The organism is Kitasatospora sp. NPDC034023 (assembly GCF_055575795.1).
The window spans coordinates 1-23,439 of record NZ_JBVIRY010000018.1 but is presented as its reverse complement, the minus strand read 5'-3'; the positions used below and the strand labels follow the sequence as shown (position 1 = coordinate 23,439).

Genomic DNA, 23,439 nt, shown 5'->3' with positions numbered 1-23,439 from the left:
GGAGCGGTGCGGTGATGCCTCCGCCCGGCAGGGGCGGAGCCGGCCCGGGCGCGGGGCCCGGGCCGGGGTGCCGACTTGGCGGTCAACTCCCGGCTCAGCGGCCGTGGTTGCCGCCGATGGTCTCGGTGATGGCGCGCAGCGACTGCTGGAGCGAACCCATGGTGGCGAGGACGGCCGTCGGCTCGTAGCCGCAGTGGGCCATGCAGTTGGCGCAGCGCGGGTCCCGGCCGCGGCCGTACTTGCTCCAGTCGGTCTTCTCGACCAGCTCGCGGTAGGTCGGCACGTAGCCGTCGGCCATCAGGTAGCAGGGCCGCTGCCAGCCGAACAGCGAGTAGTTGGGGATGCCCCACGGGGTGCATTCGAAGTCGGCCTTGCCCTCCAGGAAGTCCAGGAAGAGCGGGCTGTGGTTGAGGCGCCAGCGCTTGCGGTTCCCGCCGGCGAAGGCTTTGCGGAAGAGTTCCCTGGTCTGTTCGACGCCCAGGAAGTGCTCCTGGTCGGGGGCCTTCTCGTAGGCGTAGGCGGGCGAGATCATCATCTCGTCCACTTTCAGCTCGTCGTTGAGGTAGTCCAGCACCTCGATGACGGTCTGCGGGGTGTCGGTGTTGAAGAAGGTGCTGTTGGTGGTGACCCGGAAGCCGCGCCGCTTGGCCTCCTTGATCGCGGCCACCGCCTCGTCGAAGGTGCCCTCCTTGGCCACCGACTCGTCGTGCCGCTCCCGCATGCCGTCGATGTGCACGGCGAAGGTGAAGTACGGGGAGGGCGTGAACTTCTCGATCTTCTTGCGCAGCAGCAGCGCGTTGGTGCACAGGAACACGTACTTGCGGTGCTCGACCAGCTGGCGGACGATCTCGTCGATCTGCGGGTGCATCAGCGGCTCGCCGCCGGCGATCGAGACCATCGGGGCACCCGACTCCAGGACCGCGCCGACCGCCTGGGCGACGGGCATCCGCTGCTTCAGGACGCCCGCCGGGTGCTGGATCTTGCCGCAGCCCTCGCAGGCGAGGTTGCAGGCGAACAGCGGTTCCAGCTCCACGATCAGCGGGAACTTGTCCCGTCGTTTGAGCAGCTTCTGCTGCATGAGGTAGGTGCCGACCCGCACGGTCTGGCGCAACGGCATGGCCATGGCTAGCTCGCCTCCTGAGGGAGCGTCGAGGATGTGGGGTGGTTCAGGTCTGCGGAGCGGGGCGCGAGCTCCTGCCGGTACCAGTCGACCAGGGCGGGCACCGTCGCCCGGAGGGTCCGCCAGGCCCGCACCCCGGCCGGGAGGGTGCCGGGGCGCAGCAGTTCGTGCTCGGGGGTGTCGACCACCACGCGCAGGACGGCCGCGGGCAGTGTCGGCCGCACCTCCCGCAGCGCGGCCAGCACGGCGGCGGCCTCCATGTCGACGGCGAGCGCGCCCTGCAGGTGCAGTGCCCGGCGCTCGATGCCGCGCACGACGTGGTCGGCGGTGTGGTGCACCCCGGTGTGTACGGTCAGGCCGCGTTCCTTCAGCGCCCGGGTGAGCTCCGGCCCGGAGTCGACCGGGTAGAGGTGGCCCTCGGCGTCGCGCACGCCGTCGGCCGCGACGACGTCGCCGGGCTGCACGCCGGGGCCGAGCGCGGCGCCGAAGCCGGCCACCACGACCGCGCCGTAGCCGCCGGAGACGGAGCCGAGCAGCCGTCGCACGGCCATCCCGGCGCGCCGCCGGCCGACCCCGGTGCGGACCAGCACCGGGGCTCCGCCGGCCGCGCCGCGCCAGTCGCCGCCGCGCAGGGCCCAGACCTCGGGGCCCAGTGCGCAGAGCACCAGCAGGGGGGCGGTGGTCACCGCGCCGCCCCGATCGCCGGGGTGCCGTTCGCCCGGCCCCCACCGTCCCGACGGATGGTCGGGCTGCCGTGGAGGTAGCGGCCGAGCGCGGTGACCGGGAAGACCAGCCGGTACAGGTGGTAGTTGATGGAGAAGTCCCACGGGAAGCCGGTGCCGGTGAATTGCGGCTCGTCCCAGGTGCCCTCGGGCAGCTGGGTGCGCACCAGCCAGTCCACGCCGCGTTCCACCGCCGGGTTGGTCCGGCCGTCCGGGCCCTCGCCGGCTGCGAGCAGCGCCATCAGCGCCCACGCGGTCTGCGAGGCGGTGGAGTCGCCGCGCCCGGCCCAGCGCGCCGGGTCGTCGTAGGAGCGCATGTCCTCGCCCCAGCCGCCGTCGGCGTTCTGCCGGTCCTCCAGCCAGCGCACCGCCCGGCGGATCGCCGGGTGCTCGTCCGGGACGCCGGCCGCGACCAGGGCGGGCAGCACCGAGCCGGTGCCGTAGATGTAGTTGGTGCCCCAGCGGCCGAACCATGAGCCGTCCGCCTCCTGGTTGCGCAGCAGCCACTCGATGCCGCGCCGGGTCCGGGGGTCGCGGGCGCGGCCGGTCTCCGCGAGCATCTCCACCACGTGGGCGGTGACGTCGGCGGACGGCGGGTCGACCACCTCGCCGAAGTCGCAGAACGGCAGCTTGTTGGGCAGCGTGCTGGTGTTGTCGACGTCGAAGGCGCCCCAGGCGCCGTTCTTGGACTGCATGCCGAGGTTCCACAGCACGCCCCGGTCCACCGCCGCGTCGACCTTGGCCGGGTCGGGGTGGGCCACCCGGCGCAGCGCCAGGACCACCTCGGCGGTGTCGTCGATGTCGGGGTAGGTGTCGTTCTCGAACTCGAAGGCCCAGCCGCCGGCGGGGAGCCCGGGCCGTTGGACGGCCCAGTCGCCGCGCTTGCGGATCTCCTCGCCGAGCATCCAGTCGACGGCGGAGACCAGCGCGGGGTGGTCGGCCGGCAGCCCGGCGTCGGCCAGCGCGACGGTGGCCAGGCAGGTGTCCCAGACCGGGGACTGGCAGGCCTCCAGCCAGCGCTTGCCGTCCTCGGTGTGCACGGTGAAGCGGTCGAAGGAGGAGAGTCCGGCCTGCATCACCGGGTGTTCCAGCTCGTAGCCCTCGAGGTGCAGGGCGATCAGCGAGTAGACGGCGGGGGGCTGGATGCCGCCCCAGCAGCCGTCGGCTTCCTGCCGTTCGACGATCCAGCGGCAGGCCTGGGCGACGGCCAGGCGGCGCAGCGGGCGGAAGGCCCGGCGGTGGTAGGCGTGCAGTGCCTTGTCGAGGCGCTCGAACAGGCCGTCCCAGGTGGTGGCGGGGGCGAGTGGCCGTTGGGGGTAGGGGTCGGCCGGGTCGGTGTGCAGCTCGGTGAGCTGGAAGGGCGCCGGACGGACGGGCCGGTGGGCGGAGACGACGGTCAGCGGGACGATGGTCTGGCGGGCCCAGCACCCGAAGGCGTAGATGTTCAGCGGGAGCCACTTGGGCAGGAAGATGATCTCGGGCGGCATCTCCGGCAGCCGCTCCCAGGGCCACCAGCCGAACAGCGCGAGCCAGATCCGGGTGAACACCCGGGCGGCCGCGATGCCGCCCGCCGAGCGGACGTACCGGGCGGCGGCCAGCATGTGCGGGGCGTTCGGCTCGTCGCCGGCCAGCCTGAGCGCGACGTAGGCCTCGACGGTGGTGGACAGTTCGGGCGGCCCGCCGTGGAAGGTGGCCCAGGTGCCGTCCTCACGCTGATGGGAGCGGATCCACTCGGCGGTGGCGTTCGTCTGTTCGTCGGTCCGGATCCCGAGGAACTGTCGGAGCAGTAAATCCTCGGCGTCCATGGTGACGTTGGTCTCCAGGTCGCCTTTCCACCAGCCCTCGGAGGACTGCAGCGAGAGCAGGTGGGTGGTGGCGCGGGCCAGGGCCTCCCGCGCGTCGGCCGGTCGGAGGTCCGCCTCGTCGGTCGGCCGGAGCTGGTCGGCGTCCTCGGGCTGCCACCGCCCCGCGCCCAGGAGGGCCGGGGGGCGGTCGCCCACCGCGACCGGCTCGGAATCGTACTCAGGGTCGAGCCGGCCGTCCGCGGTTGCTGTCAACGTAACGTCACCTCTCTCGTACCACCACGAATTCGGCGAGTGCGACGAAGTGCTCGCGCACCTCGTCGGACATGGGCACCTCGTCCAGGGCGGAGAGGGCAGTCGTGTGCTGGCGGCGGGCCTCCTCCTGGGTCCAGGCGCGGCCGCCGGCCTCCTCGATCAGCGCGGCCCGGGCGGCGAGCTCGGGCTCGCTCTCCTCTCCCCGCCCCTTCGGGTCGGCCAGCTGCCCGGCGAGCCGGCGCGAGGCCGGGCCGCCCTCGGCCAGGGCTGCGGCGACCGGCAGGGACTTCTTGCGCTGGCGCAGGTCTCCCCAGTGCGGCTTGCCGGTGACCTCGGTGGCGCCCCAGATGCCGAGCAGGTCGTCCACCGCCTGGAAGGCCAGGCCCAGGTGGTGGCCGTAGCGCTGGAGGGAGTCGGAGACCTTGTCGTCGGCCCCGGCCAGGACCGCGCCGATCGCCGAGGCGGCGGCCAGCAGGGCCGCGGTCTTTCCGCCCTCCATCTCCAGGCACTCCGCGACGGTCACGCTGTCGCGCTGTTCGAAGGCAACGTCCATGGCCTGGCCGTCGATCAGCCGGCGGGTCGCCGTGGTGAGCAGCCGGACGGCGCGCGCGGCGTCGGTGGGACTCGCGCCGCCGGTCACCGCGGCGTCGAGCAGCACCTCCGTGCCGAGCGTCGCCAGGGCGTCGCCGACCAGGATCGCCTGGGCCGGCCCGAAGACCGTCCAGGCGGTGGCCCGGTGCCGCCGGGTCTCGTCACCGTCCATCAGATCATCATGGAGCAGGGAGAAGTTGTGCACCAGTTCAACGGCCACCCCACCGGGCACCCCCACCTCGGCCGCCGCACCGGTGGCCTGGGCGGACAGCAGTGCCAGCGCCGGGCGTACGGCCTTGCCGCCGTCCCCCGAGACCGGCGTGCCGTCCCGGTCGATCCAGCCGAAGTGGTAGGCCCCGACGGTGTCCATCGGTGCGGCCAAACGGGCGACGGCGGCCCGTAGCGGCGGGGTGCAGAGCGTACGGCTGCGGGCGAGCAGCTCCGGCACCGAGACCGGTTCGGCGTGCGCCGTACCTCCGACGGCGAAGCCGGTGCGTGACTCCACGTGCGTTCCCTCTCCCTGGTGGTGCCGGACCGCACGGGGCGGCCGGGTGCTGTCGGTGCGGCTGGTGTCGATTCGGGTGGTGCCGGTGCCAAGGGCGTCGGTCCGGCCGGTCCGGCCGGTCCCGCTGATTCCGCCGACGCGCTCGACGGTACGCCCGTCGGCTCTCGCGGGCTCTCCGGCGGCGGGGCCCGCCGTCACCTGGGCCACCTCCCGTCGCCGCGGTCCACCGGCACCCGGGCGCCGGTCGCGGCGAGCGCGGCGAGCGCGGCGTCGGCGGCGGCGTGGCCGCTGCGCACGGCGCCCTCCATGGTCGCGGGCCAGCCGGTGGCCGTCCACGAGCCGGCCAGCAGCAGGCCGGGGACCTCGGTGCGGGCCGACGGGCGCAGCGGCCCGCGGCCCGGGGCCGGGTCGAAGGTCGCGGTGCGCTCGCGGGTGACGAAGAAGTCGAGCACCTCGGCCCCGGCCGCGGCCGGCAGCAGCCGCTCCAGCTCGGGCAGGTAGCGGCGGCGCAGCTCGGCGACCGGCAGGTCGATCTCGTCCTGCGCGGCGGACTGCGAGAGCGCCAGGTACTGGGCGCCCGGGTGGGCCCGGCCCAGCTCGGTGGCGGCCAGGCCGGAGTGCGCGGTGCGGTCGAAGACCCACTGGACCGGGGAGCCGAGGGCGGCGAAGAACGGCCGACGCAGCAGCTTGCGGTCGTAGATCACGTGCACGTTGAGGATCGGCGCGGTGCCGAACCCGGCCAGCCGTTCCTGCTCCGGGATGGCGTTCGGCGGCAGTAGGGCGGCCGCGCTGTCCTGGGCGCCGGCCAGCACGACGGTGTCGGCGGTGAGCAGTTCCCCGCCCTCCAGGAGGACGGCGTGCTGCGGCGCGGCCGGCTTGAGTTCCGCCACCCGGGTGCGCAGCAGCACCTTCACACCGGCGTGTTCCAGCTCGGCGAGCGCCCGGTCGTGGTGGATCGCGCCGAGCGGGGCGGCGGCGATGCCGATGTCGGCGGCGCCCGGGTCGGAGAGCAGGCCGGTCTGGAACACCTTCGCCGCGAGCGCCATCGACACCTGGTCGGCCCGCCCGTTCAGGGTGGCGACGCCGACCAGGTCCCACAGGGCGGCCTGGGTGGCGGCGTTCTGCCCGTTGCGGCGCAGCCACTCGCCGAAGGAGATCCGGTCCAGCGCCGGGTCGTCGAGGTCCAGGCCCTTCAGGGCGAGCGCGCCGCGGACCACCCGGGCGCGGTCGACCGGGGACAGGTGCGGGTAGCGGGCGAGGCTGGCGGCCAGGTGCAGGGGGACGGGCAGGCCGGCCCGCTGCAGCCGGCCGAGGGTGCGCACCGGTGCGGCGTCGGGGCCGGTGACGGAGAGCACCGGGACGTCGAGGCGGTCCTGCAGGTGGACCAGGCGGGTGGCGCCGAGCCGCTCCAGCAGGCCGCGGTAGGCGGTGCAGCAGCGCAGGTAGACGTGCTGGCCGTTGTCGACGGTCAGCTCGCCGCGTCGGAAGGAGAACGCCAGGCCGCCGAGCCGGGGCCGCCCCTCGGCGAGGGTGACCCGGTGGCCCGCCTCGGCCAGGCGCAGGGCGGCGGTGATTCCGGCCAGGCCGCCGCCGACCACGACGGCGGCCGGGCGCGCGGCATCGGCTCGCCCGGTCATCGGCCCTCCCCCTCGCAGTCGCTGGACCGCCGGCAGGCGGTCGCTGAAGCCGGTCCTCGTTCGGTCAACACGGAACTGCCCGCACGTGATTCCCCGCTGACACAGCGTGACAGAACTGTCGCGAGAATCAAGAACGCCCCCCGGCGAGCCCGGAAAGCGCCACGTACGCCTTCTCCCAGCCCGGCAGCGAGACCCGGCCGCGCAGGACCGACTCGGGGTCGGCGGCGATCCGGCCGAGCAGCCGGTGGTAGATCCCGGCCATCGCGGCGGTGCAGGCCCGGCTGCGGCGGTCGAGCATCGGCAGCAGCCGCAGGCCCTCCTCGAAGGCGGCCTGGGCGCGGGCGGCCTCGAAGGCCACCAGGCCGGTGAAGTCCGCGCCGACCGGCGGCTTGGGCAGCGCGAAGCCCTGCTCGCAGCCGAACCGGACGAGGTCCTCGGTGGGCAGGTAGGTGCGGCCGTTCAGGGCGTCCTCGCGCAGGTCGCGCAGGATGTTGGTGAGCTGCAGCGCCAGGCCCAGGGTGTCCGCGTACCGCGCCCCGAGCTCGGGGTCGTCGCAGCCGTAGACGCCCAGGGAGAGCCGGCCGATCGCGCCGGCCACGCAGCGGCAGTAGACCTTCAGCTCCTCGTACGTCTGGTACTCGGCGCCCTTGAGGTCCATCTCGACGCCGTCGATCAGTTCGTCGAAGCCGCCGAGCGGGATCGGGAAGCGCCGGGCCGTGTCGGCCAGGGCGACCTTGATCGGGTCGGTGTCGTCCTCGGCGACCACCCCGGAGCGGACCTCGTCCACCAGTTCCCGGGTGCGCAGCAGCGCCTCGGCCTTGCGGTCGGCCGGGAGGTCGCCGTCGCCGATGTCGTCCACCCGGCGGGCCAGGGCGTACAGGGCCGACATGGCCAGCCGCTTGGGTTCGGGCAGCAGGCGGATGCCGTAGCTGAAGTTGCGCGCCTGCAACCCGGTGACTGCCTCGCAGTACCGGTATGCCGCCATGACCTGGGCCGACGCCAGTGGTGATGCCGCCACTCGGGCGTTCACCTTCCCTTCGCGAAGATGGCCGCCGCCTTCGCTGCGAGGCGGCGCTTGTCCGGCTTCGCCTGCCGGGCGAGCACGTCGTACCCGGCGTCCTCGACGGCAGCCAGGGCCGCGTACCCGCCGGCGGTGAATCCCGCCAGGAGCAGTCGAAGCCTCCCCCGAACCGTACCTACCAATGGTGCGCCGCGATCGAGCAGGGTGCGGGCCCGTTCCGCTTCGAAGGCGATCAGCTCCCGCACCGCGCCGTCGGCGGAGGGGGCGGCGAGGTCGGCCTCGGTCACGCCGAAGCGCTCCAGGTCCTCGGTGGGGAGGTAGATCCGGCCGTGGCGCAGGTCCTCGGCGACGTCCTGCAGGTGCTCGACCACCTGGAGGCCACTGCAGATGGCGTCGGAGAGCTCGATCCGCTCGGGCGTGGAGACGCCCGCGATGGCCAGGACGAGGCGGCCGATCGGGTCGGCGGAGAGCGTGCAGTAGCCGATCAGGTCGTCGTACGTGGCGTAGCGGGCGGTGGACTGGTCCACCCGGTTGGCCTCGATCAGACGGCGGAACGGCTCGGGCGTCAGGCCGTGCCGGTCGACCAGCGGAACCAGGGCCCGCATCAGCGGGTGGCGCGGGCGGTCGGCGCCGGATCCGGCGGAGCCGCCCGGGTGCAGCGCGGTCTCGAAGACCCGGTCGAGGTCGTGCTCCAGCCCGTCGAGCAGCGCGAGCCGGAAGGCGACCTCCTGCGGAGTCGGCGGGCCGGACTGGCCCGAAGGGGTGGCCGGGGGCGCCTGCTCGACGCCGAGCAGCCGGGCGGTGGCGGCCGGGTCGGCCAGGTCGCCGTCGCCGGAGTCGTCGACGAGGCGGGCGAAGCCGTACACCGCCATCAGGTCGTCGCGCCAGGCGGCGGGCAGGAAGAACGGGGCGACCGGGAAGTTCTCCGCACCCGCCTTGTCCAGGGTCTGACCCGCGGAACGGTTCACCGGCGTATCACTGGGCTGGGCCGAAGCCGACACTGCTGTCACTCCCCCGTTCTACACCGCTGGGTACGACCGGTCCGACTCGGACACGCGTCCGAGCGCGGGCGTCACGTCCGGCACACCGCCCCCGCGCCCACCAGCCTGACACCCCGGGGCGCGCCGGTGAAGACCGCCCCGCCCGCCCGGCGGGGTGCTCACCCCTGCGGGGGCGGCCACCTGGGGTAACGGCGGGGGCACGCCGAAGGGCCGGTCCCGGATGTCCCGGAACCGGCCCTGGGGGCGGGGGTGCTACGGGCGCTCGCCGCGCTCGTAGCGGCCGACGACCTCGTCGGTCGGCCCGTCCATGACGAGCTCGCCGGCCTCGATCCAGATGGTCCGCTCGCAGACCTCGCGGATCGAGTTGTTGTCGTGGCTGACGAGGAAGACCGTACCGGCGGACCCGCGCAGCTCGTCGATGCGCCGCTTGCTGCGCTGCTGGAAGGCCTGGTCACCGGTGGCCAGGGCCTCGTCGATCAGCAGCACGTCGTGGGTCTTCGCGGCGGCGATCGAGAAGCGCAGGCGGGCACCCATGCCGGAGGAGTAGGTGCGCATCGGCAGGGAGATGAAGTCGCCCTTGTCGTTGATGCCGGAGAACTCGACGATGTCCTGGTAGCGCTCCCGCACGTCGGCCGGGGACATCCCCATCGCCAGGCAGCCCAGGACGACGTTGCGCTCGCCGCTGAGCTCGTTCATCAGCGCGGCGTTGACGCCCAGCAGCGAGGGCTGGCCGTTGGTGTAGATGCCGCCCTTCTCCGTCGGCAGCAGGCCCGCGATGGCGGAGAGCATGGTCGACTTGCCGGAGCCGTTGGAGCCGATCAGGCCGATCGCCTCGCCCTTGTACGCGGTGAAGCTGATGCCCTTCACCGCGTGCACCTCGCGCACGCCGGCCCCGCGCTTGCGGCTGAGGATGCGGCTCAGCGCCGAGGTGGCACTGCCCTTGCCGGAGCCGGCGCCGTGCACCCGGTAGACGATGTGCACGTCGTCGACGACGACGGTGGGCTCGCGGGCCACGTCCGTGTCCCGGACGAAGTCGTTCTTGTTCAGGTCGACGTCAGCCACGGCCGTACTCCTCCTCGGCCTTCCAGAAGAAGACGTATCCGATGACGAACAGCCCGACGCCCCAGGCGAGCCCGTACACCCACTGGTGCGGCGGCAGGGACTGGTACACGGACTGGTGCTTGTTGTAGATGACCGGCGCGAAGGCGTGCCGCAGCAGGTCCATGTAGACCGAGGCCGGGTTCACGTTGCAGATCACCTGGATGTAGTGCGGCCACTTGTGGACCCGGTCCTGGATGCTGAACATCACGCCGGACAGGAACATCCAGGCCCGCATCACGAACGGGATCAGCTGGGAGATGTCACTGGTCTTGGCGCCGATCCGGGCCATGATCAGGGAGATGCCGGTGTTGAACATCGTCTGCAGGATCAGCGCCGGGATGATCAGCAGCCAGGTCCTGCCCGGGGCGATGCCGCTGGCCAGGACGGTCACGACCAGCACGACCATCGAGATCATCAGCTGCTGGAGCTGGATCACGGTGAAGGCGATCGGCAGGCTGGCGCGGGGGAAGTGCAGGGCCCGGATCAGGCCGAGGTTGTCGGAGATCGCCCGGGTGCCGGACTGCACTGCGTTCTGGGTGAACTGGAACACGAAGACGCCGATGCAGAGCCAGGCGATGTACGTGTCCGGCGGGAAGCCGTCCTTGCTCGACAGGATCACGCCGAAGACCAGGTAGAAGACCGCGCAGTTGAGCAGCGGGGTCACGACCTGCCACAGCTGGCCGAGCTTGGCGTCGGTGTACTGGGCCACCAGTCGGGCGGTGGCGAAGGCCCAGATGAAGTGGCGCCGGGCCCAGAGCTGCTTGGTGTAGGCGAACAGACCCGGCCGGGCGCCGCTCACCGACAGACCGTACTTGTCCGCAAGCTGCTTCGCGGTCAGGCCCGCGTCCACCCCCCTGGGGGTCGAGAGGCTGACGGGTTCACTCACTGTCGACACATTCGTCCTTCACGCGGGATCGGTCGGGGCGGCCGGTCGACGGGGGGTCCGCCGGCCGTGCGCCGATGGGGATCCACTGGGATCTCGGGGGAGCCGGCCGGTGTGTGGTCACCGGCCGCAGCAATCGATCATTTGATCAGATCAGATGATCGGAGGTCGGCCCAGCCTGGTCAGTTGCCAAACGGTACGCCATCGCATGGGCCGTCGCGGACCGCAGGATTCGCGCCAGCCCGCCCGGAATCCGCCCCACCAGGCCTTCAGCGCCTCGGGGGAAGGGCGGCGGGCCAGGGTGAGCAGAAGCCAGGTTCCCAGATAGAGAGGCACCAACAGGGCCGGAAGGTTCCGCCTCGCGAGCCAAACCCGGTTGCGGGCCACGTTGTGGAAGTAGGTGGCGTGCCGGGCCGGGGAGGTCGTGGGGTGGTGCAGCACCACGTCCGCCCGGTAGTCGATGCCCCAGCCCGCGTCCACCGCGCGCCACGCGAGGTCGGTCTCCTCGTGGGCGTAGAAGAACTCGGCGGGCAGCTGGCCGGCCTCCTCGAACACCTTGCAGCGCACGGCGCTCGCGCCGCCCAGGAAGGTGGTCACCCGGGACGAGCGCAGCGGGTCGCTGGCACGCAGCCGGGGGACGTGCCGGCGCTGGGTGACACCGGTGTCCGGGTCGGCGATCCGGAAGGACACGATGCCCAGCTCCGGGTCGGCGGTGAAGGCCTCGCGCAGCAGACGGGCGGAGTCGGTGCGCGGCAGGCAGCCGTCGTCGTCCAGGAACAGGACGGCGTCCACGTCCGCGCCGTCCCGGCCGAACAGCTCGATGCCGACGTTGCGGCCGCCCGGGATGCCGAGGTTCTCCGGCAGCTCGACGGTGCGCACGCCCTCCGGCAGCGGGGGCAGCGGGGCGCCGTTGACGACCACGGCCAGCTCGACCGCGGGGCCCTCCTGGGCGCGGACGGACTCGATCAGGGCGTTGAGCTCGGCGGGCCGGTTGCCCATGGTGATGATCACGGCGCCGAGGCGGAAGCTCTCCGCGTTGGTCACGGCGTTCATGCACCCACCTCGCCGCGCTCGGCAGGGGCATGCGCCCACGCGCACCTGTCGATCATTCGCTCGCTCCGCTCGCTCATCGCAGCCTGCTCGAGAGGACGATGCTCAGCAGGTGCAGCACGGTCTGCAGCATGGCGATCGCCGCCAGGACGACCACCGCGAGCCGGGTGAAGAAGAGCCCGCCGTGCACGGTGTCGGCGATCCCGGCGGCCAGGATGAACAGCGAGGCCTCGACCGCGCCGACCAGGCGGTGGAACTTCAGGAGCGAGGCCGCCCGGCGGGCCTTGGCGACGGTGGCCGAGCGCGGCACCGAGGCGCTGTCCTCGACGGCCGTCAGACCGGTGCGGGCCCGGGCCACGTCCACCAGGTCCGTCTCGGACTTGATCAGGATCGCGCCGAGCGCGGCCAGCGTGCCGAGAAAGGCCCACTCCCAGTGCGAGCCGCCGCCCTCGCGGTGCAGCAGGTCGGTGGCGCGCAGGCCGAGGCCGGTCAGCAGGGCCGCCTCGGACATGTAGTGGCCGACCCGGTCCAGGTAGACGCCGGTGAGCGAGGTCTGCCGGCGCCAGCGGGCCACCTCGCCGTCCACGCAGTCCAGCAGCAGGTAGACCTGGATCAGCAGGGCACCCAGGACCGCGCCCGCGATGCCCGGCACGACCAGCGCGACGCCGGCCAGGATGCCGGTGCACATCATCAGGTACGTCAGGCCGTTGGGCGTGATCGCCGTCACGGTGGAGAGCACGCGGGTGATCCGCAGCGAGATCCTCCGCATGTACAGACGCCCGGCCCAGTGCTCGGCGCTGCGGCGCTGGAGCATGCCCTCCGGGTGGATCACCGCGCGCAGCTCCTCGATCGAGGGCCGGCGGGTCAGGTCCACCGGGGGCCGTTCGGCGCCCGCGGTGGAGGGGTCAGCTGTTGAGGGCTTGGACATAGTCGGCGTACGCGTCCCTGATAGCGGAAGGGGAGAGGTCGAGGTGCTCAAGGATGGTGAAGCGTCCCGGGCGGGTGTTCGGAGCGTAGTGCACCGCTTCGGTGAACTCCGCTTCGGTGAAGCCGATCTGAGCGGCGGTCACCGGCAGCCCGTGGCTCGCCAGGCGCTCCACGATCAGACCGGTCAGCTCGCGCTCGCCCCGCAGGAAGCTGGCGAACGCGGCACCGAGGCCGACCTGTTCGCCGTGCTGGGCGGACCGCTTGGGATACAGCACGTCCAGGGCATGCGAGATCTCGTGGCAGGCGCCTGACGAAGGCCGGGTGCTGCCAGCGATGTTCATCGCGATGCCGGACAGTACCAGGGCTTCCGCGAGGGCTGTCAGGAGGTCCTGATCCTGAGTGTTTCCTGGGTGCCGCAGCAGGTTCTCGCCCGCCGAGCGGGCCATCGCGACGGCCAGCCCGTCCACCGGCTCGCCGGTGACCGCGTGCGACAACTCCCAGTCCGCGCAGGCCGAGATGTTGGAGACGACGTCGCCGATGCCGGCCGCGACGAAGCGCTGCGGGGCCTCCCGGATCACGTCCAGGTCGACGATGATGCCGATCGGGCTGGGCACCCCGTAGGAGCCCCGGCCGGCGTCGTTGTCGAGGGTGGAGACCGGCGAGCAGATGCCGTCGTGGGCCAGGTTGGTGGCGACCGCGACCAACGGCAGGCCGACCCGGGCGGCGGCGTACTTGGCGGCGTCGATGATCTTGCCGCCGCCGAGGCCGACGATCGCGTCGTAGTGCCCGCCGCGCATCGCCTCGGCCAGCCGCACCGCGCTGTCCAGGCTGCCGTCGTCCACGTTGTACCAGTCGGCGCCCGGCAGGGCCGGCTCCAGGCGACGGCGCATGGCCGCGCCGGAGCCGTTGCTGATCGCCACCGCGATCCGGCCCGAGGCCGACAGCCGCTGGTCCGCGAGGATCCCGCCGAGCGCGTCCAGCGCGCCCGAGCGGATCTCCACGAACAGCGGCGACGGGACCAGTCGGGTCAGTACTGGCACGCGATCTCCCGCGCCTTCGCCAGGTCGTCGTGGTTGTCGACCTCGACCCAGGAGACCTCGCCGATCGGCTGCACGTCGATCCGCAGGCCGCGGTCGACCATCTCCTGGTAGCCGTCCTCGTAGTACAGCTGCGGGTCGCGCTCGTAGGTGACGCGCAGCGCGTCGGTCAGGTCGGCGGCGGCGGACGGGTTGATCACCGTGACGCCGATGTACTCGCCGCTCGCCTCGGCCGGGTCCATCAGCTTGGTGATGCGGCGCATACCGGCGGCCGGGTCGACGACGACCTTCATCTCCTCGTCGGCGAGCTTCTTCACCGTGTCGAGGGCGAGCAGGATGCCGGGGGCGGTGCCGCCGTCGAGGAGACGCTGGTTGCCCTCCAGCATGGTGCGCTGGACGGAGGCCGGGTGGACGGTGTCGCCGTTGGCCAGCAGCAGACCCTCGCCGAACAGGTCGCGGGCGCACCAGAGCGAGTACGCGTTGTTCCACTCCTCGGCCTTGTCGTTCTCGACCAGGTGGAGCTTGACGCCGTACTTGCTCTCCAGGGCGTCCTTGCGGTCGTACACCGCCTCCTTGCGGTAGCCGACGACGATCGCGGCCTCGCGCAGTCCGACCTCGGCGAAGTTGCCGAGGGTGAGGTCCAGGACGGTCCGCTCCCCGTCGACCGGCACCAGCGCCTTGGGCAGGGTGTCGGTGTACGGGCGCAGCCGGCGGCCGGCGCCGGCTGCCAGAACGAGGCCGATCATGCGGGGTCTCCTGATCCGTCGTGCTGTGCGCGCGGGCCGTGCCGAGGGGCGGCGGCGCTGCTTCGCCGGACGGGGTGCGACCGGGCCGGGCAGCGGCGCGCCGGTGCCGGCACAGATCCGGGCACCGTGTCGTATGTGATGGTAGGCGACTTGGACGACCGGCCCGAACGCGCCCGGAGACGGGACGGTGACGGAGGGGTGACCAGGCGGTGGCGGCGGCGTTCGTGCGGGCGGTCGTGCGCGGGTGTCCGCGTACGGGTCTCGCGTACGGGTCACGTGCGGGTTTCGCGTACGGGTGGGGCGGGTGTCCGCGCCGGGCCGCTTCCGGAGTCCTCCGGACCGCGCCGGGCCGCGCCGGGCCGCGCCAGGCCGCGCCAGGCCGGTCGAACGACCACCGAACGTGCGTCGAACGATTCTGCGACGATCGTGATTCTTACGAGGGCTTCTCCGACCCCTCTCTGCCCGGATTCCGACTCCTCCGTGTCATGATCCGCCCGGTTGTGCGTGGGACCCCTACCCGGCGCCACCCATACGGCAGACTGGAGCCCGACGCCGGCGCCGGTGCCCCCGCTGTGTCCACCGCGCCACCCGGTGCGCCGGACGCACCCGATGCTCCCGTTGCTCCCGCTCCCGGAAAGAGGCCCCATGCCCCAGAGTCTGCCGACCGACCCGACCCACTTCGCCGCCGACATCGACACCGGTCTCGACGTGGAGACCGACGTGTCGGCCGACCCGCGGACCGCCTCGGCGGCCGGCACCGAGATCCTGCTGGAACTGGTCGACGACGAGGGCGTCACGATCGGCACCGCCGAGAAGCTCTGGGCCCACCAGCAGCCGGGCCGGCTGCACCGCGCCTTCTCGGTGTTCCTCTTCGACCGCCAGGGCCGCCTGCTGCTCCAGCGCCGGGCCCTCGGCAAGTACCACTCCCCCGGCGTCTGGTCGAACACCTGCTGCGGCCACCCCTACCCGGACGAACCGCCGTTCGTCGCCGCCGCCCGGCGCACCGCGGAGGAGCTGGGCGTCGCCCCGGCGCTGCTCTGCGAGGCCGGCACCGTCCGCTACGACCTGCCGGACGAGGCGTCCGGGCTGATCGAGCGGGAGTGGAACCACCTCTTCGTGGGACTGGTCACCGCCGCGGTCGAGCCGAACCCGGACGAGGTCGACGACTTCGCCTTCGTGACCGCGCAGGAGCTGCGGGAGCTGCGGGCCGAGCGGCCGTTCTCGGTCTGGTTCGAGACGGTCTTCGAGGCGGCGCTGCCGGGGATCCGGGAGATCGCCGGGCGGGACTGGTAGGCGGTCGGTCCCGGTGCGGGGCCGGCGGCCGGTCCGGGTGCGTCGCTCGTCTACGGCGGACCGGTCAGCGCTCGGGCTCCGGGGGGACGGGCAGTGAGGCCCAGATGACCTTTCCGCCCTCCCCGGTCCGCTCGACGTCGCACACCCCGCCGGCCTGCAACGTGACGCTCTTCACCAGCAGCAGGCCGCGCCCGCCGGTACGTCCGGTGTCATTCTCCAGCGCCTTGGGCCGGTACGGGTCGCCGTCCTCGACCGACACCCGCACCCAGCCCCCGCGCACCGACAGCTCGGTGATCACCTCGGGCGAGAGCTCGGCCGCGTGTGTCACCGCGTTGCTCACCAGCTCCGAGACGATCAGCAGCAGGTCGTCCACCAGCTCCTGGTAGCGCACCCCGGCCATGCCCTGGGCCAGCAGGCGGTCGCGCACCGCGTGCCTGGTGAGCGGCACCGAAGCCTCGGCGGCGGGCACCGGGAAGCGCCACAGGCCCTCGGCGGGGCCGTTCCCCGGACTGCCGCGTCTCGGTTCGGCCTCCGCCGTCCCGCTGATCTGCTCCACGTCCAGCCGCCCTTCGTCCGCGACCCGGGAATCAGGCGATCCGCTCATGGCGCCCTCGGTCCACAGAGGCTAGGAGAGCGGTCCCGGCGACTGTGGCACCGTCGACAACTTGCCCGTGTCGGATCGCTTCCGACCGGAACCGATCGCTGGCGCTACCGGAGTCGACCGGTTCCTTCGCGGTCGCCATCGCTTCGGGCGGGGTTCGAGCGTGTTCGCCAGCTGTACCAACCTGTGCGGCGGGCCTCCCGGGGCACCCCGGGGCCTCCGGGCAGGTCTCCGGGCCCCTCGGCGCCCCTCGAGGTCCGGACCCGAGGAAGCGCAGGTGAGAAGCACTCCAGAACCCTGGTAATGTTCTCTCTGTCGCCGAGGGGGCGAGAGAAAAACCCCCGAAGCACACACCCTGTCCGGGTGGCGGAATGGCAGACGCGCTAGCTTGAGGTGCTAGTGCCCTTTATCGGGCGTGGGGGTTCAAGTCCCCCCTCGGACACAGCTGAATTCCCCGTGGGATCCGAAAGGAACCCGCGGGGAATTTTCTTTTTCCCGCCCGAGTTCCCGTCCGACTTTCGGCCGCTCCCCGACCGCAGCCTCCCGTGGCGGTGTGGCGCCGGCCTCTCCGCAGGTGCTCGCCGGTCCGGAAACCGGACACGAGATGGCAACGATCGAACGGTTTGAGCTTCCTCTGAGGTATTCGCCCGTTTTTGGACCATAAGCTGCTGTGCGTTTGTCCGGAATACGGACTCAAAACCGCAAAAACACCGACACCACCCCATGAACCCCGAGCGAAAGGACCGATACGTTGAGTGAGCCCGAATCCTCGACGGCATCACACCAGAACTACCGCCGATCGCTCGGCACCATCAGCCTGACCGCGGTCGGGCTGGGGTCGATCATCGGATCCGGGTGGTTGTTCGGTGCCGAGCGGGCCGCCAGGCTCGCCGGGCCGGCCTCGATCATCGCCTGGGTGATCGGCGCCGCGGTGGCGCTGACCATCGCCCTCACCTACAGCGAGCTGGGCTCGATGTTCCCCAAGGCCGGCGGCATGGTCCGGTACGGCCAGTACTCGCACGGCTCGCTGGCCGGGTACCTGGCCGCCTGGGCCAACTGGATCGCCATCGTCTCGGTCATCCCGGGCGAGGCCACCGCCTCCGTCCAGTACATGAGCTCCTGGCACTTCGGCTGGGCGAAGGGGCTCTTCGACGGCCAGGAACTGACCCTCAGCGGTGTGGCCCTGGCCAGCGTGCTGCTGGTCGTCTACTTCATCCTGAACTGGTTCGCGATCACGCTGTTCGCCAAGACCAACACGGCGATCACCGTCTTCAAGGTCATCGTGCCGACGCTGACCGCCGGCGCGCTGCTCCTCGCGCACTTCGACACCGCGCACTTCACCGACCACGGCGGCTTCGCGCCGAACGGCTGGAGCGCGGTGTTCACCGCCGTCGCGGTCTCCGGCATCGTCTGGGCCTTCAACGGCTTCCAGTCGCCGCTCAACCTGGCCGGCGAGGCCCGCAACCCCGGCAAGTCGCTGCCGAAGGCCGTCATCGGCTCGATCCTGATCGCCCTGGTGATCTACGTCGCGCTGCAGATCGCCTTCCTCGGCGCCATCCCGAGCGGCGACCTCTCCAAGGGCTGGAGCGGCCTCGGCTACACCTCGCCGCTGGCCGACCTCGCGATCGCCTGGGGCATCAACTGGCTCGCGATCCTGCTCTACGCGGACGCCTTCATCTCGCCGTCCGGTACCGGCATGATCTACGCCGCCACCACCTCGCGCATGATCCACGGTGTGCAGGAGAACGGCCACCTGCCGAAGATCTTCGGCAAGGTCGACGCCAAGACCGGCATCCCGCGCCCGGCGCTGCTGCTCAACCTGGTGGTCGCCTTCCTGTTCCTCGCGGTCTTCCGCGGCTGGGGCTCGCTGGCCGAGATCGTCTCGGTGGCCACCGTGATCTCGTACATCACCGGCCCGGTCGCCGTGATGGCTCTGCGCCGCCTCGCCCCCGACCTGCCGCGCCCCGTCCGGCTGCGCGCCATGCCGGTCATCGCCCCGGTCGCGATGGTCTTCGGCTCGCTGGTGCTGTACTGGGCCCGCTGGCCGCTCACCGGCAAGGTCATCCTGCTGATGGCCGCCGGTCTGCCGATCTGGGCCTGGTACGAGCTGCGCAAGCCGTTCGCCGAGCTGAAGCCGCACCTCGCGGCGGGCGCCTGGATGGTCGCCTACCTGTTCGTGATGGCCGGTGTCTCGTGGGCCGGCAGCAGCGACTTCGGCGGGCACGGCTACCTGCCGGAGGGCTGGGACCTGCTGATCGTGGCCGCGATCGGGCTCGCCTTCTACTACTGGGGCGTCGCCAGCGCCTGGGCCAACCCCTCGCTGGCCGCGGTCCGGCAGGAGATGGCGGAGGCGGAGCTCGCCGAGGACGCTTCGGCTCCCGCCGAGGCGGGCGAGCCTTCGCGGGTCTGAGCCGCTGAGTCTCCGAATCGGGTGACATGTCGAAGGGCCGGTCGGGTACCGGCCCTTCGGCGTTCCCGCAGGACTTGCCCGGCTTCAGGGCTTGCCCGCCTTCAGGACTTGCCTGCCTTCAGGCGTGCCGGCGGTCAGGGCTTGTCCGCCGGCACGCAGGAGGCCCGGACGGTCAGGTGGAAGGTGTCCGGGGCGGTGTCGGGCTCGCCGAGCACCACCGAGGCGGTGAACTCGTCGGAGCCCTTGGCGAGGTCGAGCCGCCGGTCGTCACGGTGCCGGACGGCGAACCCGTCCTGCGCGAGCCGCTGCCGTACCGCTTCGAAGACCTCCGACGCCTTCGAGGCCGACAGCCCGCTCAGGTCGTAGGTCAGGTACGGCAGGTAGGTCGGGGTCGAGCCGACCGGCCCGGGAGCGCACTCGTCCCTGTCTGGCTGGGGTGCGGACACCCGTGCCGCGTCCTTCCCGGGGACTGCGGCGAGCGCGGCGGTGGCGTAGGCCCGGACCTTCTCCTCGGCCCGGCCGAGCCGCATCGACGGGGTGTCGCTGCCGCAGGCGGCGAGGGCGAGGAGGGTGGCGGGCAGCAGCAGGCCGAGCGCGGCGGTCCGCCGGGGGTGGGTGGGTCGGATCATGTGACCGGCTGTCCCGCGATGACCTGGCCGAACGCCTTCCAGGACGGCGTGTTCGCGTTCCAGTAGTGGTCGTGGTCGGTGTCCTGGGCCGGCAGGTGCTGGGCGCCGAAGGCCGGGTTCATCGGGTCCCGGCCGAACCGCAGGTGGTAGTCGTCGCTGGTCGGGTCGAGGTTGTCGATGTCGATCGCCGGGGTCCAGTCCGTGATCGAGTCCTTGCCGCCGAGCACGGTGTAGACGTGGCCGGGGTCGATCTTGGTGCCGTTCCCGAGGTCGGTGTTGAGGTCGGCGGCCCGTTCGACGCCGACGCCGGGACTCCCGGCGAAGATCACGGTGTCCACCGGCAGTCCCTTGTCGCGCATGGTGTAGCCGACCACGGTGCTGCCGTAGCTGTGCCCGATGATGGTGTTGTGGGACGGCGTGCCCTGGTGGGTGGCGCGCAGGCCGGACTGGAAGTTGAACAGGTCCTGCTCGGCGTCCTTGGCGTAGCCCTCGTAGGCCGCGTCCGGGACGGGCGCCCCGAGCGTGGGCGAGGCGGTCTGGGGCGCCGCGTAGTTCACGTACGCGATCGTGGAGACCTTGGCGCCCGGACTGGACTGTTCCGCGCTGCGGTACATCTCCTTGGCCTTGTCCATGGTGCCGCCGACGCCGCCGAGCCGGGACTCGGTGCCGGGCACGAAGGTGGCCACGTGGTCGGCGGTGTCCGGGTCGTTCAGGGCCAGGATCGCGCGGCCGCCCACCGCCGCGGCGTCGAGCCGGAGCAGGTACGGCCGCGGGTTGCTGTCGGTCACGGGCTGGGCGAGGCGGTCCTGGAGCGTCTGGAGGCCGTGCAACTCGTCCTCCAGGCCCTTGCGCTGGGCCTCCCAGACCACGTGCTCCGGGTTCTTGGCGGCACCGCCCGGCGTACCCACCCAGGAGGTCGGCTCGGCCTGGTCGAGGGCGGCGAGCTGGGTGCGGAGGTCCGACTGGGCCCGGGTCAGGTTGGTCCGGTTCGCCTGGTCCCGGGCAGCGGCGGGGATACCGTCGAGATTGCCGACCTGGTCGGGGTGGTTGAGGATCAGCCGCTGCTGCTGGGCCGACGTCAGACCGTCCCACCAGGTCTTGACGTCCGTGGGCTTGGTGCCGGCCGGCGGGACGTGGTCCGTCGCGTCGTCCGCGGCCCGGTCGGCCGCGACCGCCGCGCCGGTCAGGCCGGTGCCGTCGGCGGCGTGCTGGGCGAAGCGGTTCAGCTGGCCGGTGATCGCCCGGTCCGCCTGGGCTCCCTCGTTGAGGGCCGCGGTGATCCGCGCGCTGATGTCCTCCGCCCGCTTGCGTATGGCGTCGTCGGCCGAGGCCGCCTGGGTGCCCCCGGGCTGACCGGGGGCGGGACCCCAGCTGATCTGACCGTCGGGGGCCACCGTGAGACCGTCCGCCTTGGCGTCGTCGAGGGCGGCCACCAGGTGGGACTGCGCCAGTGCGAAGGCCTCGCCGGCGGCGCTCAACGAGCGGCTGACGAAGACGAGTTCCTCGTGCGCGTTCTGCAGCTTGGTGGTGAAGGCCTGGAGGTCGCCGAAGACCTGGGTGGCGGTCGTGCCCGTCCAGCCCGACAGCCGGTTGACGACGGTGCTCTGCCAGACGTCGATGTGCTCGGCGAACTTGCCGGCCAGGGCTTCGTAGGCGTTCTTGGCGCCGGCCAGGTCGTTGAGGTCGGCGTCGTGGAGCGTCGCGATGTCCACGGTCACCGTCCCTTCGAGGACTGGTCGCCGACGATCACCGTGTTGAACGGGTCCGGTCTGGACGGGCCGGGCGTGGACGGGGAGGTGCTGGCGGCCGTCCGGGCGGCGGTGCCGTCCAGGTCGTCGGCGATGTTGCGGTCGCTCGACCCGTAGGACTGCGCGATCTGCTGCAGCTTGGTCCCGTACCGGCCGAGGTCGCCCGCCAGACTGTTCAGCAGCGTGGCCCAGTTGGCGGTGCAGTTGTGCAGGGCCGTCGCGGTGGTCCAGCCCTTGAGGCCGCCCTCGGCCTTTCCGCTCGCCTCGGTCAGCGCCTGGTCCTCGCCCGGGACGGCCTGCGCCAGTTGCTGGGCACTCTGCCCACTTGCCGTCAGATCGCTTGGTCTGACGACGAGTTCGAGTGCTTTGTCCGGATCCACTGTCGCTGTCCCCCCTGATCGCCCGTCGATGGACGAGGACAAGGACGCCGGGGACCGGAGGGCAGTTCCGTGCGGAACCGGGCTTCGTGTACCTCCGTTCTGCCTGGTCCGGGGCCTCCTGGTCACCTTCTTCGAGGATGGCCTCCGTCTCGGTTCGCACGCCCGGCGTGGTGGCGGGCGGTCCTCGTCAACGAGGGCCGGGAGCAGCGTTGCGGCACCCGGATCGGCGCGGTGGCGGATGGCAGGCCGGTGCCGTGGCCGTGCGAGGACCCGGAGCGGCTGGACGCGCGGCGAGCCGAGGTGGGCATCGAGCGGTTCGACGAGTGCACCGCACGGTTCTGCCCCGTGGAACCGGCAAGTTGCCGGGCCGGATGGGCTCTTGCGCGCGGCTGCCCGGCCGTTTTGACTGGCCTCCGACCAGCACTGTCAGTCAAGCGGCTGAGCTGATGAGAGGACAACCGGTGCAGCAGTACGCGGAGTACAGCGACCAGTACATCGACGGCGCCTGGCGGCCCTCCGGGGACCCCGGCTCGATCGCCGTCCTGAACCCGGCGACCGAGCAGGTGCTCGCCACGGTGCCGGCCGGCGGGACGACCGACGTCGACGCGGCGGTGGCGGCAGCCCGCCGGGCCGCCCGGAGCTGGGCCGCGACCACCCGCGAGGAGCGGCTGGACCTGCTGACCCGGCTGCGCGACGGGCTCGCCGCCGCACAGAACGAGATCACCGAGACGGTCGTCGCCGAACTGGGCGCCCCGGTCGGCTTCACCGCCGCCGTGCACGCCGGGCTGCCGCTGACCGTGGCGACCTCCTACCTGACCCTGCTCGCCGAGCACCCCTTCGAGGAGCGGATCGGCAACTCGGTGGTACACGCCGAGCCGACCGGGGTGGTCGCGGCGATCACGCCGTGGAACTACCCGCTGCACCAGATCGTGGCCAAGGTCGTCCCCGCCCTGGCGGCCGGCTGCCCGGTGGTCCTCAAGCCGGCCGAGGACACCCCGCTGGTGGCCCGGCTGTTCGCCCGCCTGGTGCACGAGGCCGGGTTCCCGGCCGGCGTGTTCAACCTCGTCACCGGCACCGGGGAACTGGCGGGCGCGGCGCTCGTCGCCCACCCGGGGGTGGACGTGGTCTCGTTCACCGGCTCCACCGCCGTCGGCCGGCAGGTCGCCGAGACGGCCGGCCGGGGCCTCAAGCGGGTCGCCCTGGAGCTCGGCGGCAAGTCGGCCAACGTCGTCCTGCCGGGCGCCAACATCACCCGCGCGGTCAAGACCAACGTCGCCGGCGTCTTCGCCAACTCGGGCCAGACCTGCAGCGCCTGGACCCGCCTGCTGGTGCACGAGGACCAGTACGAGGAGGCGATCACGCGAGCCGCCAAGGCCGCCGCCCCGTACGTGCCCGGCGACCCCACCGACCCGCAGACCCGGATCGGCCCGGTGGTCAACGCCAAGCAGCTGGCCCGGGTGCGCGGCTACATCGACGGCGCGCTGGCCGAGGGCGCCCGGCTGGTCGTCGGCGGCTCGGAGCCCGTCGCCGAACTGCCCACCGGCTTCTACGTCCGCCCGACCGTACTCGCCGACGTGACACCGGAGATGGCGGTGGCCCAGGAGGAGGTCTTCGGCCCGGTCCTGGTGATCCTCGCCTACCGCGACGAGGACCACGCCGTCGAACTCGCCAACGGCACCCCGTACGGCCTGGCCGGCGGCGTCTGGGCCCGCGACACCGACACCGCCGCCGCCTTCGCCCGCCGCCTCGACACCGGCCAGGTCGACCTCAACGGCGGCCGCTTCAACCCCCTCGCGCCCTTCGGCGGCTACAAGGACTCCGGCCTCGGCCGCGAACTGGGCCGCCACGGGCTGGAGGAGTTCCTGCAGTACAAGTCGCTGCAGTACTAGGGAGTGTTCTGAGTTTGGATCATGATGCGGGTCTCAGGCTGCGGAGCCAGATGACGGCACCGCACAGGTGCAGGCCGGCTTCGTAGCTGGT

At 72.3% G+C, this 23,439-nt stretch carries 20 protein-coding genes and 1 tRNA gene; 4 read left to right on the top strand and 17 right to left on the bottom strand.

Annotated features, from left to right (window positions below; all coding sequences use genetic code 11):
* Positions 1-94: 94 nt before the first annotated feature.
* From hpnH to ACZ52R_RS23105, 13 genes are all read right to left on the bottom strand, one after another.
* Positions 95-1,123, bottom strand: coding sequence for an adenosyl-hopene transferase HpnH (gene hpnH, locus ACZ52R_RS23165; protein WP_465619945.1), 1,029 nt, complete (start codon positions 1,121-1,123; stop codon positions 95-97).
* A gap of 2 nt (positions 1,124-1,125) precedes the next feature.
* Positions 1,126-1,806 carry a 5'-methylthioadenosine/S-adenosylhomocysteine nucleosidase family protein gene (locus ACZ52R_RS23160; RefSeq protein ID WP_465664188.1) on the bottom strand — a complete coding sequence of 227 codons (681 nt, stop codon included), beginning with the start codon at positions 1,804-1,806 and terminating at the stop codon, positions 1,126-1,128.
* Positions 1,803-3,899 carry a squalene--hopene cyclase gene (shc, locus tag ACZ52R_RS23155; RefSeq protein WP_465619943.1) on the bottom strand — a complete coding sequence of 699 codons (2,097 nt, stop codon included), beginning with the start codon at positions 3,897-3,899 and terminating at the stop codon, positions 1,803-1,805. Before shc ends, ACZ52R_RS23160 begins: the two co-directional genes overlap by 4 nt.
* 7 nt (positions 3,900-3,906) lie before the next feature.
* The gene (locus ACZ52R_RS23150; RefSeq protein WP_396287639.1) at positions 3,907-4,995 is read right to left on the bottom strand and encodes a polyprenyl synthetase family protein; all 1,089 of its coding nucleotides are present in this window, start codon (positions 4,993-4,995) and stop codon (positions 3,907-3,909) included.
* A 194-nt stretch (positions 4,996-5,189) separates the two neighbouring features.
* Entirely contained in the window at positions 5,190-6,632 is a 1,443-nt protein-coding gene (gene hpnE / locus ACZ52R_RS23145; protein WP_465754007.1) for a hydroxysqualene dehydroxylase HpnE, read from the bottom strand.
* Between the two features lie 127 nt (positions 6,633-6,759).
* On the bottom strand, positions 6,760-7,617 hold the full coding sequence (hpnD, locus tag ACZ52R_RS23140; protein ID WP_360490667.1) for a presqualene diphosphate synthase HpnD: 858 nt from the start codon (positions 7,615-7,617) through the stop codon (positions 6,760-6,762).
* 41 nt (positions 7,618-7,658) lie between these two features.
* Entirely contained in the window at positions 7,659-8,621 is a 963-nt protein-coding gene (gene hpnC / locus ACZ52R_RS23135) for a squalene synthase HpnC (RefSeq protein WP_465664190.1), read from the bottom strand.
* 285 nt (positions 8,622-8,906) lie between these two features.
* Entirely contained in the window at positions 8,907-9,716 is an 810-nt protein-coding gene (locus ACZ52R_RS23130; protein WP_360489768.1) for an ABC transporter ATP-binding protein, read from the bottom strand.
* Entirely contained in the window at positions 9,709-10,650 is a 942-nt protein-coding gene (locus tag ACZ52R_RS23125) for an ABC transporter permease (RefSeq protein WP_360489770.1), read from the bottom strand. The genes ACZ52R_RS23130 and ACZ52R_RS23125 overlap by 8 nt, the downstream gene beginning before the upstream one ends.
* 141 nt (positions 10,651-10,791) lie before the next feature.
* Positions 10,792-11,691, bottom strand: coding sequence for a glycosyltransferase family 2 protein (locus ACZ52R_RS23120; RefSeq protein ID WP_360489772.1), 900 nt, complete (start codon positions 11,689-11,691; stop codon positions 10,792-10,794).
* A gap of 73 nt (positions 11,692-11,764) precedes the next feature.
* Complete coding sequence (locus ACZ52R_RS23115; RefSeq protein WP_465664229.1) at positions 11,765-12,502, bottom strand: CDP-alcohol phosphatidyltransferase family protein; 738 nt, start codon at positions 12,500-12,502, stop codon at positions 11,765-11,767.
* 91 nt (positions 12,503-12,593) lie between these two features.
* Positions 12,594-13,655: an iron-containing alcohol dehydrogenase family protein gene (locus ACZ52R_RS23110; protein WP_360489774.1), complete on the bottom strand. Its 1,062-nt coding sequence runs from the start codon at positions 13,653-13,655 to the stop codon at positions 12,594-12,596.
* Entirely contained in the window at positions 13,643-14,398 is a 756-nt protein-coding gene (locus tag ACZ52R_RS23105; RefSeq protein ID WP_465619937.1) for a phosphocholine cytidylyltransferase family protein, read from the bottom strand. Before ACZ52R_RS23105 ends, ACZ52R_RS23110 begins: the two co-directional genes overlap by 13 nt.
* Positions 14,399-15,043: 645 nt before the next feature.
* Between ACZ52R_RS23105 and idi the strand changes: the two genes are divergently transcribed.
* A complete protein-coding gene (gene idi / locus ACZ52R_RS23100; protein WP_360489778.1) occupies positions 15,044-15,691 on the top strand; it encodes an isopentenyl-diphosphate Delta-isomerase in 648 nt (215 codons plus the stop codon).
* A 64-nt stretch (positions 15,692-15,755) separates the two neighbouring features.
* Here idi and ACZ52R_RS23095 read toward each other — a convergent pair whose 3' ends face one another.
* The gene (locus tag ACZ52R_RS23095) at positions 15,756-16,295 is read right to left on the bottom strand and encodes an ATP-binding protein (protein ID WP_360489780.1); all 540 of its coding nucleotides are present in this window, start codon (positions 16,293-16,295) and stop codon (positions 15,756-15,758) included.
* A gap of 354 nt (positions 16,296-16,649) precedes the next feature.
* Between ACZ52R_RS23095 and ACZ52R_RS23090 the strand changes: the two genes are divergently transcribed.
* Together ACZ52R_RS23090 and ACZ52R_RS23085 are read left to right on the top strand one after the other, a co-directional pair.
* Positions 16,650-16,734: transfer RNA gene (locus ACZ52R_RS23090), tRNA-Leu, on the top strand.
* Between the two features lie 309 nt (positions 16,735-17,043).
* Positions 17,044-18,702: an APC family permease gene (locus ACZ52R_RS23085; protein ID WP_465754006.1), complete on the top strand. Its 1,659-nt coding sequence runs from the start codon at positions 17,044-17,046 to the stop codon at positions 18,700-18,702.
* Between the two features lie 134 nt (positions 18,703-18,836).
* On the opposite strand, the gene ACZ52R_RS23080 is transcribed toward ACZ52R_RS23085, so the two are convergent.
* The 3 genes from ACZ52R_RS23080 to ACZ52R_RS23070 are packed head-to-tail and all read right to left on the bottom strand — an operon-like array spanning position 18,837 to position 21,459.
* On the bottom strand, positions 18,837-19,331 hold the full coding sequence (locus tag ACZ52R_RS23080; RefSeq protein ID WP_465754005.1) for a hypothetical protein: 495 nt from the start codon (positions 19,329-19,331) through the stop codon (positions 18,837-18,839).
* Positions 19,328-21,043: an alpha/beta hydrolase gene (locus tag ACZ52R_RS23075; RefSeq protein WP_465754004.1), complete on the bottom strand. Its 1,716-nt coding sequence runs from the start codon at positions 21,041-21,043 to the stop codon at positions 19,328-19,330. The genes ACZ52R_RS23080 and ACZ52R_RS23075 overlap by 4 nt, the downstream gene beginning before the upstream one ends.
* Before the next feature lie 2 nt (positions 21,044-21,045).
* Positions 21,046-21,459, bottom strand: a complete 414-nt coding sequence (locus ACZ52R_RS23070; RefSeq protein WP_465664192.1) for a hypothetical protein — start codon at positions 21,457-21,459, stop codon at positions 21,046-21,048.
* Positions 21,460-21,920: 461 nt separating this feature from the next.
* Between ACZ52R_RS23070 and ACZ52R_RS23065 the strand changes: the two genes are divergently transcribed.
* Positions 21,921-23,348, top strand: coding sequence for an aldehyde dehydrogenase family protein (locus ACZ52R_RS23065; RefSeq protein WP_465754003.1), 1,428 nt, complete (start codon positions 21,921-21,923; stop codon positions 23,346-23,348).
* The last annotated feature ends 91 nt before the right edge of the window (positions 23,349-23,439 follow it).

What these genes read in the sequence shown, in the direction of transcription:
- hpnH (WP_465619945.1), bottom strand. Translation starts at nt 1,123, where the DNA reads ATGGCCATGCCGTTGCGCCAGACCGTGCGGGTCGGCACCTACCTCATG.
- hpnE (WP_465754007.1), bottom strand. Translation starts at nt 6,632, where the DNA reads ATGACCGGGCGAGCCGATGCCGCGCGCCCGGCCGCCGTCGTGGTCGGC.
- hpnD (WP_360490667.1), bottom strand. Translation starts at nt 7,617, where the DNA reads ATGGCGGCATACCGGTACTGCGAGGCAGTCACCGGGTTGCAGGCGCGC.
- ACZ52R_RS23120 (WP_360489772.1), bottom strand. Translation starts at nt 11,691, where the DNA reads ATGAACGCCGTGACCAACGCGGAGAGCTTCCGCCTCGGCGCCGTGATC.
- ACZ52R_RS23115 (WP_465664229.1), bottom strand. Translation starts at nt 12,502, where the DNA reads ATGCTCCAGCGCCGCAGCGCCGAGCACTGGGCCGGGCGTCTGTACATG.
- ACZ52R_RS23105 (WP_465619937.1), bottom strand. Translation starts at nt 14,398, where the DNA reads ATGATCGGCCTCGTTCTGGCAGCCGGCGCCGGCCGCCGGCTGCGCCCG.
- idi (WP_360489778.1), top strand. Translation starts at nt 15,044, where the DNA reads ATGCCCCAGAGTCTGCCGACCGACCCGACCCACTTCGCCGCCGACATC.
- ACZ52R_RS23095 (WP_360489780.1), bottom strand. Translation starts at nt 16,295, where the DNA reads ATGAGCGGATCGCCTGATTCCCGGGTCGCGGACGAAGGGCGGCTGGAC.
- ACZ52R_RS23080 (WP_465754005.1), bottom strand. Translation starts at nt 19,331, where the DNA reads ATGATCCGACCCACCCACCCCCGGCGGACCGCCGCGCTCGGCCTGCTG.